Raw genomic sequence first — 22,628 nt, 5'->3', positions numbered from 1 at the left:
TCCCGTATGGTGAAATCGACGAAATTGCACCTTGCACCGCGGGCCGTTCCACATACGCGGGTTGATCTCGAAGACGGGACAGACTCGGCCAGGTGGAGCAGCTCCGTGCAACCGCCGAAATCCAGCAGAGGCAGAACCGGCAACGAAGGCCTGGTTCGCGATCAAGATGGGTCCCATGACATAGGGCATCTTCGATGCATTCCCGGACGATGCCGGCCGCGACGCCCACCTGGCAGGGAAGGTAGCGGATGCATTGACGACGCGCGCGTAAGAGCTTTTTCGCGCGCCACCTCAGATCGAAAAGATCGATGTGATCGCAGCCAAGCTGCCATGAACCGACACGAGCGGGCGTTTCACTGTCGGCGGTGGAAAGGCGCGATCGCGTTCCTGCACCTATCGGCCAGGCAGACATTCGACAAGCTCGGCATTCCGAGGCAGACCTTCGATCGCTGGCATGCCGGTTGCTGAGCGCGAGCAGTAGAGGCAGTTCGGCAGTTCCATGCTGTTCGAACTAGACGAGACCGATCGCCGCAATCCAGTTTTCGACCAGATCACCGCTGCTCATCTGTGACTGAACGAGGCCGTCAACCATGAATGTCGGGCTGACATGGATGCCGTTCTGTCGCGCATATCTGGCGTGCCACTTCATCTCGCGATCGAGATCGGGAATGAGAAAGGGCTCGGCCACCGCGATCCCGCTATGGGCTTCGATCCGGGCGATCAATTGCCGCGGCGTGCTGGCGATATTAGGCCCGGAGCAGTGATGTTCGAACTCGAATTCCTCGCGACGGGCAAAGACCGCCTTCATGACCGTCCTTGCCGCCTCGCGGCCACCCGGTCCGGTCGAGGCGGCGAGGATCGCCCGGGTGACGATTCCAGAAAACAGGTGCCAGGGCTGCGACTGGAGGCGGATCTTCACCGTGACGCGATCTTCGCCGGCCTTTTCGAGCAGTGGCTCCAGCTTCGCGAAAGCCTTGGCCGAAAACGGGCAAGTCGGCTCCAGGAACATTTCGACGATGCGGGGACCGTGGCCCCAGACCAGCGGATCGGCCTGCCATTGGCTGTCGCTCATGCTTCTCTTTCTCCTTAACTCGTATGGCTTTGTCAGACCGGCGCTTTGGCGCTGCCCCTCAGCTTAAAGGTGTCTGCGGCCAACATGCGCACGTGCTCGGCGATCGGCATAGCCGAGGTCGCTGCGGGGGACGGCGCGTTGCAGATATGGATCGTCCGCGCCGTGTTGAGGATCAGGAAATCGTGGACCAGCGTTCCGTCGCGCATCGCCGCCTGGGCGCGGACCCCCGGAGGGTGAGGCTGCAGGTCGTCGATGTCCAGCGAAGGGCAATAGCGTTGGCAGGCCTTGAGGTAGCGCTGGCGGAACACCGAATTCGCCATCTCAGTCAGCCCCGAAGACAAATTCTGGGCCAACGTGCGCCAGAAACCGGGGAAGGACGCCATCGCTGCCACGTCGCGCGGATTGAACGACGTCTTGCTGTATCCCTCCCGGGCCAACGACAATACGGCGTTCGGCCCGACAGTAACATAGCCGCCGATCATGCGCGTGAGGTGAATGCCGAGAAAGGGCAGTTCCGGATCGGGCACCGGATAGATCAGGTGCTTGACGATCGCGTCGTGGCGCGGCGCGAGGCGATAATATTCGCCCTTGAACGGCACGATGGCAAAATCTTGGCCGACGCCGCACATCCGCGCCAGGCGGTCGGCCATCAGACCGGCGCAGGCGATCACATGCCGGCTTTGCAGCGTCGTGCCATTCGCCAGCGATATCCGGACATCATTCGCCTTCTCTTCCAGCCCTGTGACCTCGGCGCCGTAGCGGATCTCGCCACCGGCTTCGACGAAAAGCTCCGCCATGCGACGCACGATGGCACCGTAATCGGCAATGCCGGTCGCGGGGCTCAAGAGCGCGCCAAGACCGGTGATGTTCGGTTCGATTTCCCTAAGTTCGGCTGCGGAGACCGGACGAACGTCGAGACCATTGCGCTGCGCCCGGTCCTGAAGGGCCTTCATCCGTTCCATCTCGATTGCGGATGTGGCGACGATGAGCTTGCCGGGCTGCTCGTAAGGCAGCCCGTGTTCGTGGCAGAAGCGCACCGTCGCCTCAAGACCCCGGCGGCAGAACTCGGCCTTCATACTGCCGGGCGCGTAGTAGATCCCGGCATGGATAACGCCGCTGTTGCGTCCCGTCTGGTGGCTGGCAAGACGATTTTCCTTTTCCAGCACCTGAACCGACAGGCCGGGAAAGGTGCGGAGAATCTCCAGCGCCGAGGCGATGCCGACAATGCCGCCGCCGATGATCGTAATGTCCGTCAAGATCAGTCCCTTCGAATATACGGGGTGGTGAAGCCCCGCATTGCCATGTTCCCGTCAGTCAATCGGCGCAATCTTCTGGTTGCCGTGCTGTCGTTCCCAGGCCGCCCATTCGTCGTGCGGATTGACATCACGGACGATCGACGGCTCGTTCAGTGCGAAGTTGGCGATCTGGTCCTTGCGCAAGCAGACCACGCCCTTGTGCTTCAGCGCGTAGTCGAGGAAACGTTCGAGCGAACGCACGCGGAACGGTCGGCCCTGGACACGGTCGTGGGTCGAGATAGACATCATCCGCCGGCGCGTCGTCGCCTCTTCATAGAGCACGTCGAACTCGTCCTTGAGCTGGCGCTCGTATTCCGTTGTGGTGAACTTGTATCCCTCGAACTGAATAATGTCGTTCAGTGTCACCGAATAGGGTACGACGGCGAAATCCTTGCCGCGCACCGGAATGACGAAGGGCTCGTCACGGCTCACGTCGTCGATGTGATAATCGAAACCCTCCTCCTGGAGGATCTTCAGCGTGTTGATCGTACCGCGCATCGCCGCGCCGTTGTAGCCGGTCGGCGCCACACCGGTGGCCCGCTTGATCGAGGCGACGTTGTCGGTGATGAATTTCCGCTCGTCCGCTTCCTGCAAGTTCACCTGCAGGATCCAGTCGCGGCCGTGGGCCGCCGCCTCGTGGCCGCGTTCGACGATTTCGCGGGCGACATGCGGGCTGCGGTCGACTGCTGTGCCGACCATATGCGAGGTGACCTTGATGCCGTATTTGTCCCACAGGTCGAGCATGCGCTGGATGCCCTCGATATAGCCGTAACGATACCAACTCTTGGTTGGAAAGTCGGGATAGGATGGGTCCATGTCGATGAAGCCGGAGAAGGGGCCGCCAGGACCGTATGGCGCTTCGCCGCCTGCTTCGAACTGCATGGAAATCGAAACCACCAGACGAATGTCGTCCGGCCAGAATGTCTTGCTCATGGAACTCTCCCTGTCTGCAATTTAAGGGGATGAAAGGCGCGCGGCGAACAGCTGCCGCGCGCCGGTTCAGGGCGTCAGTTCACGCCCCAGATCTTCTTGTAGGCGTCGCGATAGCCGTTGTTCGGATCGAAGGCGAATTTATCGCCGCCGTCTTCCTTGACGTTATCCGGATTGAACAGGTGGACCGGCACGACATAGCCGGAGTCCGGTTCGCCGGCGAAGGCGCGGTTCATTTCGTCGACCGCCTGCCAGCCGTGCAGGGAAAGCGGCTCTGCCACGGTGCCAAACTGATAGTAGTTCTGCTGGATGCGCTGGAAGGCTGCTTCCGACCCGTCGCCTGCGGAGATGTTGCGGGGGAAGCCATCAGCCGGGCGACCGGCCGACTGCAGGGCGGACGCCATGAAGTCGAGGGGAAGGTCGTTGATGGTCAGCGAATAGGTCCACTGGTCGCCGAAACGCTGCAGCAGCGCGTTGGTGAGCGGTGGCATGCGGGTGGAAGCCTCCGCCAGCGGCGTATCCTCGACACTCAGGATCTTGCATCCGGCGCAACCCTTGATCACCGTGGCCATGGCGTCCGACTTGGCGATGGCGATCTCGTAGACGCTGTCGGTGAAGATGACGACACCGGCCTTGCCATCGCTGTCGGCCACGACCTGAGAGGCCGCTGCCTTGGCGATTTCGAGCGGGTCGGTGGTGATGTTGGTGAAGATCGGAAGATCCTTCGAGGGCCCGGTCTTGGCTGTCGAATGCCAACCCACGATCTTGATTCCGGCGGAACCGGCCTGGGCGATTGCCTGCGCCTGCTCGTTCGCATCGACCGAACCCAGGATGATGCCGTCGGGATCAAGGGCAATAGCCTGTTGAAGCGCTGCCGAACGACCTGACACCGTTCCCTGACCGTCCAGCACCCGGACATTCCAGCCGATCGCTTTGGCCGCTTCCTCGACGCCATTGGAGACGCCGAGTACGCCGCCGTTGCGAAGGTCCGCCGCGACGAAAACGATGGTCTTGTCTTTCTGCGCAACGGGGCCAGTGGTTGGTCCAGTCCAGGGCGGATTGGGCTTGGTAATCTGCGCCACATAGGCCTTGGCGTCGCTGACCGGGTCGGCCATGGCCGGAATGGCCGTAGTCGCCATCAACGCGCCGAGTATCATGGATTGCAATGCGATTTTCATTTTCTTCCTCCTCCTTGAAGACTTGCTTATGCTTGTGTGTTGTTGCCGGCCTCGACAGGACGGCGTTGGTGACGGACCGAACCGCGACGGCGCTGGGTGTAGCCGGCGATGCCGATGGCAATCAGCAGCGTCGCGCCGTTGAACAGGGGTTCGACATAGAAGGCCCCACCCATCTGCTGGATGCCCGAAATGCCAACCGCGAGAATGGCGACGCCGACCATCGTGCCCCAGACGTTGACGCGGCCGGGCTTGATGGTGGTCGAGCCCAGAAACGCGCCGACCAGTGCCGGCAGCAGGAATTCAAGGCCGACGCTCGCCTGACCGATGCGCAGCTTGGCGGCAAGGACGATGCCGGCGATGGCGCCGATCAGACCCGAAGCGACGAAGGCCCCGATGACATAGCGTCGCGTGCGGATGCCGTTCAGTTCCGCCGCCCGAGAATTGGCGCCGATGGCGTAGAGATAGCGGCCAATGGGCATGTAGTTGGAAACGACCCAGAGCACGATGGCAATGGCGAGTACATAGAATGCCGAGATCGGGAGACCGAACAGGTTTGCGGTATAAATCGCGGTGAATTCCGGCGGCAGAAGGCCGATGACCTGACGGCCTCCGGTATGCCAGAGCGCGAGCGAGTAGATCACGGTGCCCGTGCCAAGCGTGGCGATGAAGCTGTCGATCCTCGCCACTTCGACGAGCAGGCCGTTGACCAGTCCGAGCAGGCAGCCACCGACGAGGACGATCAGCACTGCAGCGCCCCAGGGCAGGCCATAGATCGTCTGCAGGCTGATCGCGAGCACGTGCCAGATAACGATGCCGTATCCGACCGTCAGGTCGATACGACCCGTCATCATCGGGATCATCGCCGCCAGCGACAGCAGCGCGATCACGGACTTTTCACCCAGGATAGCTCGGAGGTTCAGAAAGGTCGGGAAGGACGTCGGCAACGCCAGCGAGAACGCAACGATCAGCAATACCATCAGGATGGGCAGGCCGAAGACCGGCAGGAGCCGGGTAGCTCTTGCAAGCGGCGCGAGCCCTTTCAGTTCGGCGCGCGTCGGCTCCAGCGCGTTGGATTCAAGCGATTGCATCAGTTTACCTCCTCACCGGCCGGCTCCAGCGAGGCGGCGTTCAGTAGCATTTCAACCGAGATTTCGTCCTGCCCGAGTTCGGCGACAATCCGTCCGTCGCGGAAGACGCAGGCGCGATGGCTGAGGGCGGCGACTTCCTCGAAGTCAGTAGAAATCAGGATAACAGCCAGCCCCTCGCGCAAGGCGTGGGCTAGCAGCGCATAGATATCGGCCTTGGAACCGACATCGACACCCGCGGTCGGATCCTCAAGGATCAGCACGCGGCCGCCGACGGTCATCCAGCGGGCCATGACAACCTTCTGCTGGTTTCCACCGGAAAGCGTCTCGATCGGAGCGAACGGGTCATTCGGCCGGATATCGAAGGTCCGGCCGATCTGGCGGGCGACGGTCGCCTCCTCGGATGGCGTCTTGACGGAAAACAGGTTCCGCCCCGTCAGGCCCGGATTGAGAAAGAGATTTTCCTGGATGCTGAGGCCCGGAGCAACGGACTCGCTGTTGCGATCTCCCGCCACCATGCAGATCCCCTGCCGGATGGATTCCTCGGGATGCGAGGCTTGAAAGGGTCTATCGCCTTCCAGCAATACCCGCCCGGAGACGATTTGCGAGCGACCGAACAGGGCGTGGCCGACGGCGTCCTGTCCGGCGCCGCGCAGGCCGACAAGCCCCAGAACCTCGCCCTTATGAAGGTCGAAGCTGACCGGCCCGACATCTTCCGTGCGCAACTTTTCAAGCCGTAGCACGCGCGGGCTGTCGACCGGCGGCTGGGCATGGACGAAGACGTCACCCAGATTACGACCGATGATCAGCCGGATCAGGCTTTCGCCGTCAAGTCCGCCGATGGGTTCATCGCCAACGAGGTAGCCGTCGCGCAGCACGACCACGCGGTCGGCGATGGCGAACACCTCATCAAGCCGGTGGGAGACGTAGATCATCGCCACGCCCTTTTTCCTCAATCGGCCGAGAACGGCGTGCAGCATCTCGACATCGGATTGCGGAAGGCTGGCCGTCGGCTCGTCCAGCACCAGCAGGCGTGCATCCCGAGACAGGGCGCGAGCGATGGCGACCAGAGATTTTTCGGTGCGGGTGAGGTCCTGAACGCGCGCATCCGGGTCGATGGTATCCGAGACCGCGGTCAGTGCGGACACCGCGCGGTGGCGAACGCGCGGCCAGTCGATTAGGCCGAAGCGGCGCGGATAGGCGCCCTGCATGAGGCTGATATTCTCGGCTACGGTCATCCATTCGATCAGGCCGAGATCCTGATGGATGAAGGCGATGCCCGGATGGCCCTGGCGAGGATCGAAAGCCTGCCCCTCGAAGAGGAACTCACCTGTATCGGCGGGATAGACGCCGGCCAGCATCTTGATCAGGGTGGACTTGCCCGCGCCGTTCTCGCCAAGCAATGCGACGATTTCTCCGCGCCCCACGGCAAAGCCGACATCCGAGACTGCCTGCGTGCCACCGAAACGCTTGTTCAGCCCGCGCAAACGCAAAACGGCTTCGTCTGCCCCAAAGGCTTCCGCAACTGGCATGGTTTCCTCCCTGCCTTATCGATGGGACCATGTGGCCCCTAATCGACAATTTATCAAAGATTGCCTGAAGCGGCCTCGTCCTTCATTCGAAATTCGGCCAATCTTCGTCGAATATCGGCCACGCGGTGAGTTTCGTCTGGAAACGATTTTCGGCGCTCCATAGAGTTCCCGCAAAGCCGATGACTAGAGGGAGGTTTGCCCATGAGAGATTGCCGGATGTCGCGACGGGGACGCCGTGCTGGCCGAAGGCCCACGCCATGACCGGTCGCGGGGCCGCGCTGCCAGCTCCCCTCGTCGCGCTGATGGTTTCGACTTTCGCCATCGGGACGACGGAATTCGTCATCATCGGCCTGTTGCCCGAAGTCGCGGGCGATCTCGCCGTCACCATTCCGCTGGCCGGGCTGATCGTCAGCGCCTACGCGCTCGGTATCACCTTCGGCGCTCCGATCCTAACCGCCCTGCTGGGCGCCGTTCCGCGGCGCGTTCTTCTGCTGGGACTGATGGCGGTGTTCATTGCCGGCAATGTCATGTCGGCGCTCAGCCCCGATTACGCCTTCCTGATTGCGGCGCGTATAATCACCGCGTTTGCCCATGGTGTTTTCTTCTCCTCCGGTGCGACCATGGCGGCAAGCCTGGTGCCCCCCGAACGTAGCGGTTCGGCGATCGCGGTGATGTTCACCGGCCTCACAGTCGCCATGGTCACGGGCGTGCCGATGGGCACGTTTGTCGGTCAGAGCTATGGCTGGCGCATGACGTTTGCCTGTGTGGCCGGCCTCGGGGTGATCGCATTTGCAGCCCTGTTCCTACTGCTGCCCAAGACCACGAAGCTTGCCGAACCTCCCTCGATCGCCACGCAGTTTCGCGCTTTCGCCTCCGGCAGGTTGTTGCTGGTGATGTGCATCACCGCAACCGGCTTTGGCGGCAGTTTCGTCGCCTTCACCTATCTTGCGCCAATCCTGCGCGATGTCACAGGCTTCGGTGACCGCGCAATCGAGCTGATACTGGTGATCTACGGTCTGGGCATCGCGGTCGGCAACCTGGCCGGCGGGCGGCTTGCCGACCGCAGCCCGGTCCGATCGCTGGCGGGGCTGTTCCTTCTGCAAACTGGTGCGCTAATCGTCTTCCACCTGACGATGGGCGGCAAGATCGCGGCGATGGCGACACTCGCTGTGATTTCCTTCCTTTCCTTCGCGCCCGTCGTCGGTCTGCAGCTCTATATGCTGCAACTGGCGCGCCAGGTCAGCCCTGATGCGCCGAACGTCGCCTCGGCTCTCAACATCGCAGCCTTCAATATCGGCATCGCCCTCGGCTCGTGGCTCGGGGGCCTCGTCATCGAAGCTGCGGGCCTGCGGTTCACCCCGCTGGCAGGAGCGGCGCTGGCGGTGGCCGCCTTGATCCTGCTCGGGGTGAGCGCTGTCATGGACCGCAGGGCTGGTCTAGCCGAGACTGTACGCCGTTCTATCTAGGGTGAACCTCTGTCCTAATTCCGATAATTTGCCTAATTTATCTATAATAGACCAAAGCCCGTGGGGCCGATAGCGATGAAAGAGAAAAGCGCGTTTTCGATCGTTGAAGGTATGAGCAGCCATACCCTGCAGCTCATACCCAGCCGTTTCGACTACACTTCGCCGCATGAGCCGGGCGGGCAACTCGTGCGTTGCACCAGCGGCGAACTCGAGCTTTACGGGCACGCCGGCGAATGGGCCATTCCCGCTGATCACTTGGTCTATATTCCGGACGGCCGCTGGTTTCGTCTGCGCGCGCGCGTTCCTTCCGGCGCCATCATCATGAAATTCTGCCGTCGTGAAGTTCTCTGGCGGCACGATGGCTGCTGGGTCGGCCAGGTCGATGACTTCGCCAGGCACATCACCGACTATGCCCTCAAATGGACCGAGGATTCCGCCCGCGGCAATCGCAAGGCCGCCGCCTTCTTTGTCACTCTTGGGGAGATGGTGCCCGGCTGGTTCTGTAACGAGCGCATCATGTGGACACCCTATGCGCAGAATTCATCGATACAGAAAGTCGTCGACTTCGCCAACCGGCAGGGTCCGTCGATTACGCTCGGCGAAGCGGCGAGCCATGCCGGCATGTCCGAACGCACGCTACGTCGCCGCATGCAGGTCGAGCTTGGACAGACATGGCGCGATTTCATCCGGGAACTGCGGATGAAGCGGGCAATGGACCTCTTGCGCAAGGAGCGCAAGTCGATCATCGAGACCGCCTTTGAGGTGGGGTTCTCCAGCAGTTCGGCCTTCTCCCATGCTTTCGCCGAATATGTCGGCAAGACGCCCTCCGCCTACGCCCGCTCCTTCAGCGATCGTTCAAGCGCTAGCATAGCCCACTGATGCGGCGTGTTCGCTCGAACTTGACACCCCGGACAGCGACCCGGTGACAAGCGGAGCCTCACCACTCTAACGACGGATATCGCGCAGGGCGTCCTGTCGGCACTGCTTGCACAGCAGACAATCAGGAAGGTTTTCAGCGTGCAGTACTTCTCAGTCTACGGCACGATGCTGAATGCGTTCGCCTTGACCTGCCTCCATTGGTCCCTGGCGCCTGGTCGCGGCCTATCGGGACCAGCGGGTGACCTCCCCGAACGGGTGGAACGCAACCACGACCGCATTCTACAGCTAAGACTTGCTCGAACCATGCGTTGGTTAGAGGTGGCTCGGGAAATCTGCACAGGGGGGATAAGTGGAATTTCTGCCTGACTTCGGCTTAGATGCCGGGAACAGGAGAGACCATGACGAGACGACCCCGCCGGAACCCCAGCCCGGCTTTCAAGGCAAAGGTGGCGCTCGCCGCCATTCGAGGTGAGCAGACGCTGGTGGAATTGTCCCAGCAGTTCGACGTGCATGCCAGCCAGATCAAACAGTGGAAAGACCAGCTCCTTGAGGGGGGCGACGGGTGTGTTCGATGATGAAACGAAGGCGGAGCCAACGGGTCCGACCGTCGATGTCAAAACGCTGCACGCCAAAATTGGCGAACTGACACTGGAGAATGATTTTTATCCGGTGCGCTCGGCAAGGCGGGATTGCTGGGCGGAAAGAAATGATCGTCCGCGAGCACAAGCTATCCGTGGTGCGCCAGGCGAAGCTTCTCGGCTTCAGCCGTGGAAGCGTCTATTATCTACCTCGTCCAGTGTCCGACAACGATCTGGCCTTGATGCGGCGGATCGACGAACTGCACCTCGATTACCCGTTTGCCGGAAGTCGGATGTTGCAAGGGCTCTTGAGAGGAGAAGGGTTGGAGACCGGGCGGCTACACGTCGCCACGCTGATGAAGAAGATGGGCATCGAGGCGATCTACCGTCGCCCGTACACGTCGAAACCGGCACCTGGGCACAAAATCTATCCCTACCTCCTGCGCAAGCTGGCGGTGACCCGGCCCAACCAAGTCTGGGCAATGGACCTGACCTACATCCCCATGGCGCGGGGCTTCGTCTATCTCTGCGCCGTCGTCGACTGGTTCAGCCGGAAGGTCCTGTCATGGCGGCTGTCGATCACAATGGAAGCAGCCTTCTGCATCGAAGCCGTCGAAGAGGCACTTGCTCGTCATGGCAGGCCGGAAATCTTCAACACCGACCAGGGATCGCAGTTCACCTCCATCGACTTCACTGCCGTGCTGAAGAAGGCGGAGATCGCCATCTCGATGGATGGCAAGGGCGCGTGGCGGGACAATGTCTTCGTCGATCGGCTCTGGCGTTCGATCAAATACGAGGAAGTCTACCTCCATGCCTACAAGACTGTGTCCGAGGCCCGCGTCGGCATTGGCCGATATCTGACCTTTTACAACGCCAGACGCCCAAATTCATCCCTTGACCGGCAGACGCCGGATCAGGCCTACTTCAACGCGCTGGCACCAATGATGGTGGCGGCATAATCGAGGCGGAAATCAACTTAGCAAAACGCCCGAAGCTGTTCAGACAAACCGAGCCACCTCTCCCCCTATGCGCGCCGCCTGATCGATCTGGCCGGCGTGCCGGAGGTCGACGCGATCGACGGATTGCCGCCTGCTGTCGCCTTGCAGCAGCAACGCGGTTCGGCAAATGCGCGGTCTTCCGTCGGCAGCGTGACGACGCTCTCCAGCCTGGTGCGGATGCTCTATTCGCGCGTCGGCGAATATCCCCGCAATCAGCCGATGCTCCATGCTGAGGATTTCTCGCCCAACACCGTGACCGGGGCCTGCCCGACATGCCACGGAATCGGGCGCGTCTATGACGCGACTGAGGCGACGATGGTACCCGACGATACACTCACCATTCGCGAGCGAGCAATCGCCGCATGGCCTCCGGCGTGGCACGGCCAAAACCTGCGCGATATTCTTGTGTCGCTTGGTTATGACGTCGATACGCCATGGCGCGATCTGCCAAAGAAGGATCGCGACTGGATTCTCTTCACCGACGAAACGCCGACGGTGCCGGTCTATGCGGGACTGAGCCCTGAGCAGACGCGCGTTGCCCTCAAACGCCGGATGGAGCCGAGCTATCAGGGCACCTTCACCAGCGCGCGTCGCTACGTGCTGGAAACCTTCGCCAACACCTGAAATTCAGGACAAAGAAATGATTGCGTCCTACGTCAGGTTAAGGCGACGCCACCCCTCGTATCTCTGACGCCTCCGTGATCGACGTGAAAGAAGGAATCACAGTCGATTCACGGGGCACAAAGACTATGAACGATGTAGGTAATTGAGGGTTTGGGCGGTCGGATGCATTAGTGCGATAGTATTTTCGAAAGAAACATTTGCGCTCGCTCACTTCGAGGAGTGCCGAAAAAGTCACTCTTCGTCGCATCTTCGACAATTTCGCCCTTGTCCATAAAAATTACGCGGTCTGCTACCTTCTTCGCAAACCCCATTTCGTGCGTGACAACCATCATGGTCATCCCTTCCTGCGCGAGTTCGACCATAACGTCGAGCACTTCGTTGATCATCTCAGGATCGAGTGCTGAGGTGGGTTCATCGAAAAGCATGCAAATCGGGTCCATGACAAGCGCACGCGCAATCGCCACGCGCTGCTGCTGGCCTCCCGAAAGCTGGCCAGGGAATTTTTCCGCGTGCGCCTTCAGCCCAACTCGATCAAGGAGTTTCATAGCCTTTGCCATCGCCTCATCGCGGCGCCGGCCAAGTACCTTCATCTGACCCAGGCAGAGATTCTCATAAATTCGGAGGTGGGGAAAAAGTTCGAAATGTTGGAAAACCATACCCACCCGGGAGCGAAGCTTCGTAAGATTCGTCTTCTTGTCAGTAACTTCAACCCCGTCGAGAACAATTCTCCCCTCTTGGATGGGCTCCAAGGCATTAACGCATTTAATGAGCGTTGATTTCCCGGACCCGGATGGACCGCAAATCACGACAACTTCGCCCTTGTTGACGTTTGTCGAACAATCCGTCAGCACGCGAAAAGACTGCCCGTACCATTTGCTAACATGGCTGAGTTCGATCATGGCTGCTCCTTCGAGCGGACGCGAGGTGTTGGGGGACACTTGGGATTGGATCGTAGCAGACATTTGATCACCGTATGATTGCTGTGCGCGCTTCGAGGCGCTTGACCAGGAAGGAGGCGGCGAATGAGATCACGAAGTATATGATCGCCGCGAAGAGATACATTTCCACAAGGCGACCATCGCGCTGTGCGACTTTAGAAGCAGCACCGAGGAAGTCTGTCAGCGAAATGACATATACGAGAGATGTATCTTGAAAGAGGATGATCGTTTGCGTCAACATGACCGGCAGCATATTGCGGAATGCCTGCGGCAGAACGATATAGCCCATCACCTGTGAGTAGTTTAACCCTATTGCATACCCGGCGCCGGTCTGTCCGCGAGGGATCGACTGGATTCCGGCTCGCATGATTTCTGAGAAGTATGCTGCCTCGAAAAGGGTGAACGTGATGAGTGCCGACGCAAATGCGCCCACGGCGATCGGCTGGCTCGCTCCGATGAGCCAGGCCCCAATATAGGGGACGAGGAAGTAGAACCAGAAAATTACAAGTACGAGCGGAAGAGACCGCATCAGGTTCACGTACCCGCCGGCGAGTGTCGACAAGGCTTTGATCGAGCTAAGCCGCATGAGTGCTAGGAGGGTTCCAAGCACGATCCCCCCGATGGTGGCGAGCGCGGTCAGTAGCAGCGTGAAACGCATGCCATCCCAGAATAGATAGGGAAGAGAACGGGCGATGACGTCGAAGTCAAAACTATAGAACATCGTTAACGCCCCGCAGTATAGCCAGGTACAGCAACCCGGTGTTCAAGGTAGCGCATCCCGATCGTTACCAGGATGTTGACAGTGAGATAAAGGACAGTCGCGACGGTGAACGCCTCGAATATCTGAAAGGTGAATTCCTGCATGGCTCGGGCGCGGGCAGTGAGTTCTACCAGTCCGATCGTGAGTGCCACCGACGTATTCTTGATCGTGTTCAGGAACTCAGACGTCAGTGGAGGCAGGATGATCCGAAATGCCATTGGCAGCAGAACATATCGATAGGTTTGCGGTGTCGTAAGCCCGATTGCGGCACCCGCCAGCTTCTGACCACGGGGCAGTGAGCTGATGCCCGCACGGAGCTGTTCCGCGACTCGTGCCGACATATAAAAGCCGAGCCCCAAGACCGTCGTCCAGAACGCCGAATTTGGCAACGCTTTCAACCAGTTGCCCATGCTTTGCGGTAGCAGTTCAGGCAACACGAAATACCAAAGGAAAAGCTGTACAAGGAAAGGAATGTTGCGAAACAATTCCACATATGCGCTCGCAATCCTTTGGGCAGGCCCGGACGGCATCGTCCGCATCACCCCGACGACAAGACCCAGTGCCAGCGCAAGAAGCCATGCACCTACTGCGGTGACTAGCGTTACTTGCAGACCCCGCAACAGCATTTCCAAGTAACTACCCGACCCATCCAGCGATTGCTGGAAGAGAATTCCCCAGTTCCAGTTATAGTTCATAGAGCCCTCCGTACGCTCCAAGCCTCATGGCGACGTTCTTTCGCCATGAGGCAGTTGTTGGAATTATTGCAGGTAGGAGGCCGTGTCGGCGGAGTCGGAAGGGTTCTCGAACGCGCGCTTCAATGCCGGGTCAAGCGGGACCTTCAGGTTAAGCCCGCGGGGCGGGATGGCCTGGTTGAACCACTTGTTGTAGATATCCAGCATCTCCGGGCTCTTGTAGAGCGCGGCGGTCGCGTCATCTACGAGTTCCTTGAACTCCGCATCGTCGCGACGGAGCATGATTGCATAGGGTTGGGGATTGGAAAATGCATCCTGCGAGATTGCATAGCCGGACGGATCGCGCGACCCGGCAACGAGCGAGGCCAGCAGAATGTCGTCCATCACGAATGCTGCCGCACGACCCGTTTCGACCATAAGGAACGCTTCCGCATGGTCGTTTGCGGCAATGATGTTCATGCCGAGTTGCTGCGCCGTATTCACTTCGTTCAGCTCTTGGATATTGACCGTTCCGGATGTCGACACGACTGACTGGCCTTTGAGGTCGGCAATCGAGTTGAGATTGCTCGATTTCTTGGCAACGAACCTGTTTGCAGTCAGAAAGTATGTATTGCTGAACGCCACCTGCTTCTGGCGCTCTGCAGTATTGAAGGTTGAGCCGCACTCGAGATCAACGGTCCCGTTTGCGATCAACGGGATGCGCGTTGCCGAAGTAACGGGGTTAAATCGCACCTCAAGCTTATCAAGCTTGAGCCGCTCTTTGACGGCGTCGACGACCTTCAGGCAGATATCAACAGCATAACCGACCGGCTGCTGCTTGTCGTCGAGATATGAGAAGGGCACGGACGAGTCGCGGTTGCCGACCGTGATCACTCCTGTGTCCTTGATCTTTTTCAGCGTTCCGGTGAGATCATCTGCCGACGCACCACCACACATTGCTGTCATGACGACTGCAAAAGCACAAAGTTTCTTCAACATCGTATTCCTCCAGAGGTTGCAATTAGAAAGAGATAGCTGGCTGCTGGTTTCTTGGTCGCGTTGCAGACCCATGTGGCGGATGTTCAATATCCAATTGGTACGTTGCCTTGCGACTGCTCCCAAACAGAAAAGGCACCGGCCACGACACACCGCCTCACAACACGGTCAGTCGCATGTGACGTTCACGCAAACCATTTTGACCGTCGCTGCCTCTTCCTAGAGGGTATAATAAATGCGATAGGTGACTGCCGGTCAAATACATTATAGCGGCCGATCTATGTGCAAATATTATATGATGGAGAAGATTATGCTGAAGCATAGGCAGGTGGAGGCGTTCCGCGCGGTCATCATCAGCGGTTCAGTGTCGACTGCGGCGGACATTCTCGGAATCACTCAACCTGCGGTCAGTCGGCTCGTGAAAGATTTGGAATACGAGACGCGCTTGAATTTGTTCGAACGCTCTGGAGGTCGACTTGTTGCAACCGGCGACGCGATGGCACTCTATCGCGAGATCGACCGCTCATTTGTTGGACTTGAGCGTATCGCCGGCTTGGCGCGCGATTTGAGAGAAAGACGAGGAGGTTCTCTGCGCATCGCGGCACTGCCGGGACTAGCAAACGGGTTCCTGCCGGCCTTTGCCGCAGGTTTTCTTGCCAAAAGGCCATCGTTAAATATGTCGCTTCACGGCATGAATTCTCATTTCGTCCTCGAATGGATCAGCACCGGCCATTGTGATCTCGGAATCGTCGAGAACACGCAACTCACCAACGTCACCATCGAAGAACTGCCACCCTGCGATATGGTAGCGGTGCTCCCTCTCCAACACCGGCTCGTGGAACGCGAGCGAATCGTTCCCGAGGACTTTGACAATGAGGATTTCATCTCACTCATACAGCCGTCGGTAATGCATGTCATGGTCGATGCCATAATGCGCGAGCGAGGAATAATCAGACGTATTAAGGCTGAAACTCCACTCTCCATGATTGTTTGTGGTATGGTTTCAGCAGGATTCGGCGTTTCGATCGTCGATCCGTTTACTGCCGGTAGATATTCTTCATCTTTGGTAGTTCGGCCAATCGATCCGCCAATCTCTATCAATTGGACAATCGTGCTACCGACGCACATAAAAGCGTCTTCGATTACGAACGAGTTTATAGTCGAGTTTCGAAAAAGCTTTCGAAATTTTCTTTCGGAGCGATCGACTTCAGCAAAGCTTGCCTAGCCGTATGTTATCCTCATCGTCATGAACGACTGATATCGCGAAAATGGGTTTGGGGGCACATTCTTCAGCGCGGTCACTACAGAGTGCGGGCTGATCTGGCAATCCAAGTCCGACGTCAAGCCATCTCCCTCAATGTCAATCGCGCGCAGAACTATAGCTCCACTTCCAGGGCGCGCCCTCGCGCCCGAGCAATATCCACCGCAACTGACGCCACCGCGAGATCCTGGAGGCCAACGCCCGTGCCGTCGAACAACGTGATCTCCTCCGGCGAGGTCCGCCCCGGCGCCAGGCCGGCGATCACCGCGCCGAGCGGCGTGATGTCGCCGGTCGCGATCAATCCCTGCGCCACCGCGTGCTGCGCCTCACCGATGGTGACGGACTGTTCAACCTCATCGGCAAAGAGCCGAGCGCGTGGGAAAAGAGCCGCCTCTACTTCCTGCTTCCCTTTAGTGTCGGTCCCCATGCAAGCGAGATGGGTTCCTGGGCGAATATGCCCGGAAAGAAGAATCGGTGCGAAGCTGGATGTGATCGTGATGATGACATCGGCCTGTGCCCCGAGTTGTGGCAGGTCGACCACCTCGAAAGGCAGGCCGAGTTCGACCGCCGTGTCGGCCAGCCGCGACAGCATTTCGGGGTGCAAGTTCCAACCAACCACCTTGTCGAATTTGCGCGCCCGCACTGCGGCGCGCATCTGGAAGGCGGACTGGTGACCGGCCCCGACCATGCCGAGCACGCGGGCGTCGGGGCGGGCCAGATGCTTGATCGACACCGCCGAGGCGGCGGCCGTGCGCAGCGCGGTCAGCAGGTTACCGCCGACCGCCGCCTTGATCCGGCCGGTGTCCGGGTCGAACAGCAGCACCGTGGACTGGTGGTTGGTCAAGCCCTTCGCCATGTTGCCCGGCCAGTAGCCGCCCGCCTTGACCCCAAGGACGAGCCCCGCACTGTCGAAGCCAGCCTTGAAGCCGTAGAGCGCGTCGGCATAGCCGATCGCCTCTCGGATGACGGGGAAGTTACGGGCCTCGTCTCGCGCCATGGCAGCGAAGACGCTTTCGATGGCTTCAAAGACAGCGGCCTCGCTCATGAGGTCGGAGATCAGACGCTCCGGTACGATGATCATGGATTGACTCCTCCAAGAATAACACCGGAGCGCCCAGTTGCGCTTCGCAGGTACGTTCTCAATACGCCTTGCCGCGTGCCGACACCGGCCAGACCGTCTCGACCTTACCGTTGCGCACCCCGACATACCAGTCATGGACGTTGCAGGTCGGATCGCAATGGCCGGGCACCAGCCTGAGCTTGTCGTTGACCTTCAGCACGCCCTTGGGGTCATCGATCACACCGTGCTCGTCGCTGCACTTGATGTATTTCACGTCGTCGCGGCCGTAGATGAAGGGCAGGCCGCTGTCGACCGATTGCGCCTTGAGGCCGGCGTCGCAGATGGCGCGGTCGGGCTTGGCGTGGCTCATCACGCTGGTCAGGATGAACAGCGCGTTCTCCCATTCGCCCTTGTCGATGCGGTGGCCATCCTTATCGAGGATGCGGCCGTAGTCAGCGTCCATGAAGGCGTAGGAGCCGCATTGCAGCTCGTTATAGACGCCCGAGCCCGTCTCGAAATAATAGGAGCCGGTGCCGCCGCCGGAAACCAGTTCCGGCTCCAGCCCGACAGCCTTCAGGCCCTCGACGGCGTCCTTGACCATGGCGATCGCCGCGTCGAGCTTCTCCTTACGCGCCTCATAGCTGTCGATGTGCTGCATCGCGCCCTGGTAGGCCTGGATGCCGGTGAACTTGAGGCCCGGCGCCGCGTCGGCGGCCTGGGCGATCTTCACGACGGCGTCGGTCGAGGTGACGCCGCAGCGGCCGGCGCCGCAGTCGATCTCCACGAAGATTTCGAGCTGCGTGCCGTGCTTTTCGGCGGCAGCAGACAGGTCAGCGATGTTGGCAACGTCATCGACGCAGACGATGATGCGCGAGCCGAGCTTGGGCAGGCGGGCCAGCCGGTCGATCTTGGCCGGGTCGCGCACCTGGTTCGACACCAGCACGTCCTTGATGCCGCCGCGCACGAAGACTTCCGCCTCGCTGACCTTCTGGCAGCAGACGCCGACCGAGCCGCCGAGCCTCTCCTGCAGTTTCTGCACGTCAACCGACTTATGCATCTTGCCGTGGCTGCGATGGCGCATACCGTTCGCCTTGGCGTAATCGCCCATCTTGCGGATATTGCGCTCCAGCGCGTCGAGGTCGAGGATCAGGCAGGGCGTCTGGATCTGGGATTCGTCCATGCCGGGGACCGCCGGCACGTCGAAACCGACGTCGAGTTGTTCAGTTTGAGTCGTCGCGTTCATGCTCTTCTCCTCAGTTCCACGGTAATTTGTCGAGATCCACATTGCCGCCCGTCACGATCACGCCAACGCGCTTGCCGGCAAAGACATCAGGGTTCTTCAGGATGGTCGCCAGCGGCACGGCGCTGGACGGCTCCATCACGATCTTCATGCGCTTCCAGATCAGCTTCATCGCGTCGACGATCTCCTGCTCGGAAGCCGTCAGGATGTCGGTGACGTTGTTCTTCACGAAATGCCAGGTCAGTTCCTTCAGCGGCACTTTCAGGCCGTCGGCGACCGTTTCTGGCGCGTCGTCGGCGATGATGCGGCCGGCCTTGAAGCTACGGTAGGCGTCGTCGGCCTGCTCGGGCTCGGCGGCGTAGATCTTTACGCCGGGCGCGAGATTGGAGAGCGTCAGGCAGCTTCCCGACACCATGCCGCCGCCGCCAATCGGCGCGACCACGGCGTCGAGACCGTCGACCTGCTCGATCAACTCGGCAGAGCAGGTCGCCTGCCCGGCGATGACACGATGGTCGTTATAGGGATGCACGAATTCCGCGCCGGTCTCGGCAACAACCTCGGCAAAGACGGCCTCACGCGACGAGGTTGACGGCTCGCATTCGACGACACGACCGCCGTAGCCCCGGACCGCATCCTTCTTAGCCTGCGGCGCGGTGCGCGGCATCACTACGGTGCAGGGAATGCCGCGCCGACCAGCTGCATAGGAAAGGCAGGTTCCGTGATTGCCGGACGAGTGCGTTGCAACACCCTTCTTCGCCTGCTCGTCGTTCAGGCCAAACACCGCGTTCGACGCGCCGCGCGCTTTGAAGGCCCCTGCCTTCTGAAGGTTCTCGCACTTGAAGAAGAGTTCGGCGCCAGCAAGTCCATTGATGAATGTCGATGTGAGAACGGGTGTGCGATGAATATGGGGTTCGATTAAGGCTCGTGCTGCAAGCACGTCGGTAAGATTCGGAATGTACATATCCAAGCGCGCTCCTTACGCTGTAATCGCTGCGGCGCCTCGATCGGTATCGCTCGGATCGAGAGCAACAGCATCAAGTTCGATGAGGTATCCATGATGAAGCGCCGGCACTGGAACGACCGACCGGGCAGGACGCGCTTCACCGAACGCCTTGGCATATGCTGCGTTGAAGCTGCTCCAATGCTCGACGCCGACGATGTAAGCTGTGACTTTCACGACATGAGAAGGCGTCGCACCAGCCGCCTCGAGTACGGCCAGCAAATTCCGGAGAACGAGACTGGCCTGGTTATCGAAGAGATCGTCAGATTGCTCCGACTGGCCTTCTGGTTTGATCGGAAGCTGACCGGAAACATGAATGAATCCACCCGCTCGGGCCGCCTGACTGTAGTGACCCAAAGGCTTCGGGGCGTGACTCGTTAATATGTGTTCTATTTGCGCCATTTCGCGTCTCCGAGGTGATTGCGAGGTGCAGATTGATCTTGACACCGGCTCTGCGCTGTACTCACGACCGCGTAAGTACTTAACTTGCCGGACCCGTTTGCTTGGATTTGCCAATACCAAAGCGGTTTGGTGCGAAGGGCGAAATGTCGATTGAGGTCTTTTCGCCTGCGAGGAGCTCTGAGACGAGCGTTGCGGTCATCGGCGCCCCTGTCATGCCGAGATGACCATGGCCGAAAGCATAGATTACGTCGGGTGTCCGGGTTGCCCGGCCAATCACGGGGAGCGAATCCGGGATGCTCGGCCGGAACCCCATCCATTTGGAATATCGTTCTTCAGAACTCGCAGGCGCGAGGGCTGGAAGAAGTTTTCGAGCGTGCGTATAGAGCACATGCGCACGTTTCCAGTTAGGAGCGGCTGTGAGCCCAGCGAACTCAACCGTACCCGCCACGCGAAGCCCCATTTCCATAGGTGTCGCGATGAATTTTCCTGACGCATCGGTCGTCGGAATGCGTGGAGCGGCTTCCGGATTCGCGATGACGATATGATATCCACGTTCGGTATCGAGCGGGATGTCATCGCCTAGCGAATTAGCAAGTGATTTCGAGTGTGCGCCGGCTGCGACAACCGCTGCATCAACGGCCAGAACGCCGTTCGTGGTTGTAATGCCTTTAAGCGCCCTACCTTCAGTCTCAAAGCCGATGACACGCGCAGATACGAATTCGCCACCGTTCGCGATAAAACGCCGAAACAAGAGGGTCACGAGCCCTTGCGGATTAATCGTGTGACCGTTCTCTTCTATAAGAATGCCCTTGGTAAACGCATGCGACAAGTTCGGATCGAAATCCCGCAACGCATCGGCGCTGAGGATCTGCGTGCGAACACCGTTGAGACGCCGCAGTTCCCAACCTCCGCGGTCCTTGGCGAAGTCTGCTTCTCCACGATATACGGTCAGATGACCTTCATGGCGGATCAGATGGCTCGCATCAGCCTCCTCCGCCAATGACTTGATCAGAGGCACCGTGGACTTGATGAGATTGCGGAGTGCTTTCGCCTGCTCCTTCACCTTGTTTGGTCTTCCGGCTAACAGAAAGCGAATCAACCAGGGCATGATGGTTGGAAAATAGCTGAACCGGATTGACAACGGCCCCATCGGGTCAAGGAGCCACTTCGGCACGCTCGTCAAGTTTCCCGGCATGGAGATAGGGACGACGGATGAGCCGTTGAAGCATCCGGCATTCCCAAACGATGCACCTTCGCCAGGAGGGTTCGGGTCAATCAAGGTGACTTTGAATCCGCGGCGCTGAAGCATCAGCGCCGTGCATACGCCGACGATTCCGGCTCCAGCGATGCCTACTTTTTTGTGGTTCTCAGACATAGGATGCTCCCGCGGAGCCGACAGTCTCTCGCTGCCTAGCCACCGTTTCGCGTTAGGTGATAAAATTCGGCGTGCCTTACCTTGCTGCGGTAACGACGATTTCGATCAGGACGTCCTGGCCAAGATCTGAAACCCCTATCGTCGCACGCGCGGGCAAATCCTGTGCGTCGAGCCAAGAAGTCCAGACGTCGTTCATCTCTTGCTTCAGGTTCATGTCAGTGATGAACAAGGTCGCGGAAATTAGTTTCGTCTTGTCGGTTCCCGCTTCTGCGAGGAATTTGTCGAGCTTGGCACAAACTTGCGTCGTTTGGGCCCGCATCGAGGCGCCCTTGAGTTCATCGGCCAGCACGCCACCGAAGTAAATCACATCAGCATATTCAACTGACCGATGCATGATTGGTGTTCTGTCTCGACGTGTGATCATCGTCTTGCTCCTGCATTCATGGAATCGTGCCAACTACAGGTCGCGCTGTAGGCAGGATTCGGTGTTAGGCACTGCAGCTACGTCCGGCTCCACACCTCAGCCCTGGCTGCCTTCATGCCGCCTATATGCATAATATTTCAACATGATAACGCTTAGTCAAATGCCAATTATTGCGCTATCTATAATCAAATATTATATTATCGACGGAGGTTAGAAATATCGTTGACGCTGAACGTAAATGATAAAAGCCCAATCGATGCGTAGCTGCGAAGAATGAGCGTCATTGAGGGGAGCAAGTGTATTATCAGCTTACGAGCATCGCCCCCGGAGCGGGTGGGGGCCGAATTCCCAGCCCTGCATGCGGCTAGTCTCTACGACGCAGCAATGCTGGTTCGCACCTTTAGAAATGCCTGGCGACTCTGAGCCGGAGCTGCACGAAGGGTTCTGGATCTGGCTCGGCGGATTCAAAGCGGCTACGCTCTAAAAATCCTATGCATGAGGCGGTGTAAGCTGTTTGGACCGCTACTGTCGAATGAGGTGCATGGGGTAAATGGAAGCATGACTTCCGCCTGTGGCATAGGTGGCAATCTCAGTCATTCTGCAGGCGCACAGCTCAAGGATCTGCGTGCCGTCATGCTCCCCCAACCGGTGTTAGGATAGGATGAATTGAGGCGGCCTCGCATTTTGGCGCGGAGATAGTACACCTCGCTGGAACAATGACGATAAATTGGTTCGTTACGTTCGTAGCTCTAAGCAGGGAACCATTCATTTGCTATATGGTGGCATGGGATACCATTGACCATGGGATCATGTTGAATAGCCCCGAGTTTCGTAGACACCCTCGGGTTACGTTTTCTGCTGCCT

At 59.3% G+C, this 22,628-nt stretch carries 19 protein-coding genes and 2 pseudogenes; 5 read left to right on the top strand and 16 right to left on the bottom strand.

Annotation, left to right across the window (positions count from 1 at the left end; translation table 11 throughout):
- Positions 1 to 511: 511 nt before the first annotated feature.
- The 6 genes from ACODTZ_RS35390 to ACODTZ_RS35365 form a co-directional block, all read right to left on the bottom strand.
- Positions 512 to 1,072, bottom strand: a complete 561-nt coding sequence (locus ACODTZ_RS35390; RefSeq protein WP_489031884.1) for a DsbA family protein — start codon at positions 1,070 to 1,072, stop codon at positions 512 to 514.
- Positions 1,073 to 1,104: 32 nt separating this feature from the next.
- Positions 1,105 to 2,328, bottom strand: a complete 1,224-nt coding sequence (gene lhgO / locus ACODTZ_RS35385) for an L-2-hydroxyglutarate oxidase (RefSeq protein ID WP_489031882.1) — start codon at positions 2,326 to 2,328, stop codon at positions 1,105 to 1,107.
- A gap of 54 nt (positions 2,329 to 2,382) precedes the next feature.
- On the bottom strand, positions 2,383 to 3,300 hold the full coding sequence (locus ACODTZ_RS35380; protein WP_489031880.1) for a polysaccharide deacetylase family protein: 918 nt from the start codon (positions 3,298 to 3,300) through the stop codon (positions 2,383 to 2,385).
- A gap of 74 nt (positions 3,301 to 3,374) precedes the next feature.
- Complete coding sequence (locus tag ACODTZ_RS35375) at positions 3,375 to 4,475, bottom strand: ABC transporter substrate-binding protein (RefSeq protein WP_489031878.1); 1,101 nt, start codon at positions 4,473 to 4,475, stop codon at positions 3,375 to 3,377.
- 26 nt (positions 4,476 to 4,501) lie between these two features.
- Positions 4,502 to 5,563, bottom strand: coding sequence for an ABC transporter permease (locus ACODTZ_RS35370; protein WP_225246717.1), 1,062 nt, complete (start codon positions 5,561 to 5,563; stop codon positions 4,502 to 4,504).
- Positions 5,563 to 7,092, bottom strand: coding sequence for a sugar ABC transporter ATP-binding protein (locus tag ACODTZ_RS35365; RefSeq protein ID WP_489031875.1), 1,530 nt, complete (start codon positions 7,090 to 7,092; stop codon positions 5,563 to 5,565). The genes ACODTZ_RS35370 and ACODTZ_RS35365 overlap by 1 nt, the downstream gene beginning before the upstream one ends.
- 278 nt (positions 7,093 to 7,370) lie before the next feature.
- On the opposite strand from ACODTZ_RS35365, the gene ACODTZ_RS35360 reads away from it, so the two are divergent.
- The 4 genes and pseudogenes from ACODTZ_RS35360 to ACODTZ_RS35345 all read left to right on the top strand — a co-directional run.
- Positions 7,371 to 8,558, top strand: coding sequence for an MFS transporter (locus tag ACODTZ_RS35360; RefSeq protein WP_489031888.1), 1,188 nt, complete (start codon positions 7,371 to 7,373; stop codon positions 8,556 to 8,558).
- Between the two features lie 75 nt (positions 8,559 to 8,633).
- Entirely contained in the window at positions 8,634 to 9,437 is an 804-nt protein-coding gene (locus ACODTZ_RS35355) for a helix-turn-helix transcriptional regulator (RefSeq protein ID WP_489031873.1), read from the top strand.
- 398 nt (positions 9,438 to 9,835) lie between these two features.
- Positions 9,836 to 10,974, top strand: a pseudogene (locus ACODTZ_RS35350) (IS3 family transposase).
- A 57-nt stretch (positions 10,975 to 11,031) separates the two neighbouring features.
- Positions 11,032 to 11,634 (top strand): annotated as a pseudogene (locus ACODTZ_RS35345) (excinuclease ABC subunit A); the annotation flags it as partial.
- A 170-nt stretch (positions 11,635 to 11,804) separates the two neighbouring features.
- On the opposite strand, the gene ACODTZ_RS35340 reads toward ACODTZ_RS35345, so the two are convergent.
- The 4 genes from ACODTZ_RS35340 to ACODTZ_RS35325 all read right to left on the bottom strand — a co-directional run bounded on the left by ACODTZ_RS35340 (position 11,805) and on the right by ACODTZ_RS35325 (position 14,972).
- Positions 11,805 to 12,536 carry an amino acid ABC transporter ATP-binding protein gene (locus ACODTZ_RS35340; protein ID WP_041544187.1) on the bottom strand — a complete coding sequence of 244 codons (732 nt, stop codon included), beginning with the start codon at positions 12,534 to 12,536 and terminating at the stop codon, positions 11,805 to 11,807.
- Between the two features lie 67 nt (positions 12,537 to 12,603).
- Entirely contained in the window at positions 12,604 to 13,296 is a 693-nt protein-coding gene (locus ACODTZ_RS35335) for an amino acid ABC transporter permease (RefSeq protein ID WP_011578820.1), read from the bottom strand.
- 2 nt (positions 13,297 to 13,298) lie between these two features.
- Positions 13,299 to 14,030, bottom strand: coding sequence for an amino acid ABC transporter permease (locus ACODTZ_RS35330; RefSeq protein ID WP_011578819.1), 732 nt, complete (start codon positions 14,028 to 14,030; stop codon positions 13,299 to 13,301).
- A 63-nt stretch (positions 14,031 to 14,093) separates the two neighbouring features.
- A complete protein-coding gene (locus ACODTZ_RS35325) occupies positions 14,094 to 14,972 on the bottom strand; it encodes an amino acid ABC transporter substrate-binding protein (RefSeq protein ID WP_489031886.1) in 879 nt (292 codons plus the stop codon).
- Between the two features lie 340 nt (positions 14,973 to 15,312).
- On the opposite strand from ACODTZ_RS35325, the gene ACODTZ_RS35320 reads away from it, so the two are divergent.
- Complete coding sequence (locus ACODTZ_RS35320; RefSeq protein WP_489031869.1) at positions 15,313 to 16,227, top strand: LysR substrate-binding domain-containing protein; 915 nt, start codon at positions 15,313 to 15,315, stop codon at positions 16,225 to 16,227.
- 151 nt (positions 16,228 to 16,378) lie between these two features.
- On the opposite strand, the gene bhcD is transcribed toward ACODTZ_RS35320, so the two are convergent.
- The 6 genes from bhcD to ACODTZ_RS35290 form a co-directional block, all read right to left on the bottom strand.
- A complete protein-coding gene (bhcD, locus tag ACODTZ_RS35315; protein WP_489031867.1) occupies positions 16,379 to 17,344 on the bottom strand; it encodes an iminosuccinate reductase BhcD in 966 nt (321 codons plus the stop codon).
- A gap of 58 nt (positions 17,345 to 17,402) precedes the next feature.
- Positions 17,403 to 18,566: a 3-hydroxy-D-aspartate aldolase BhcC gene (bhcC, locus tag ACODTZ_RS35310; RefSeq protein ID WP_055976388.1), complete on the bottom strand. Its 1,164-nt coding sequence runs from the start codon at positions 18,564 to 18,566 to the stop codon at positions 17,403 to 17,405.
- A gap of 10 nt (positions 18,567 to 18,576) precedes the next feature.
- Positions 18,577 to 19,524 (bottom strand): beta-hydroxyaspartate dehydratase BhcB, encoded by a 948-nt coding sequence (gene bhcB / locus ACODTZ_RS35305; RefSeq protein ID WP_162707492.1) that lies wholly within the window; start codon positions 19,522 to 19,524, stop codon positions 18,577 to 18,579.
- A 15-nt stretch (positions 19,525 to 19,539) separates the two neighbouring features.
- Positions 19,540 to 19,965: a RidA family protein gene (locus ACODTZ_RS35300; RefSeq protein WP_011578813.1), complete on the bottom strand. Its 426-nt coding sequence runs from the start codon at positions 19,963 to 19,965 to the stop codon at positions 19,540 to 19,542.
- A gap of 79 nt (positions 19,966 to 20,044) precedes the next feature.
- Complete coding sequence (locus ACODTZ_RS35295; protein ID WP_489031864.1) at positions 20,045 to 21,340, bottom strand: NAD(P)/FAD-dependent oxidoreductase; 1,296 nt, start codon at positions 21,338 to 21,340, stop codon at positions 20,045 to 20,047.
- A gap of 76 nt (positions 21,341 to 21,416) precedes the next feature.
- Positions 21,417 to 21,764, bottom strand: a complete 348-nt coding sequence (locus ACODTZ_RS35290; RefSeq protein ID WP_011578811.1) for a RidA family protein — start codon at positions 21,762 to 21,764, stop codon at positions 21,417 to 21,419.
- Positions 21,765 to 22,628 lie beyond the last annotated feature (864 nt).

It is taken from the genome of Rhizobium sp. FG113 (assembly GCF_057809895.1).
This window is presented reverse-complemented; position numbering and strand designations above follow the sequence as displayed.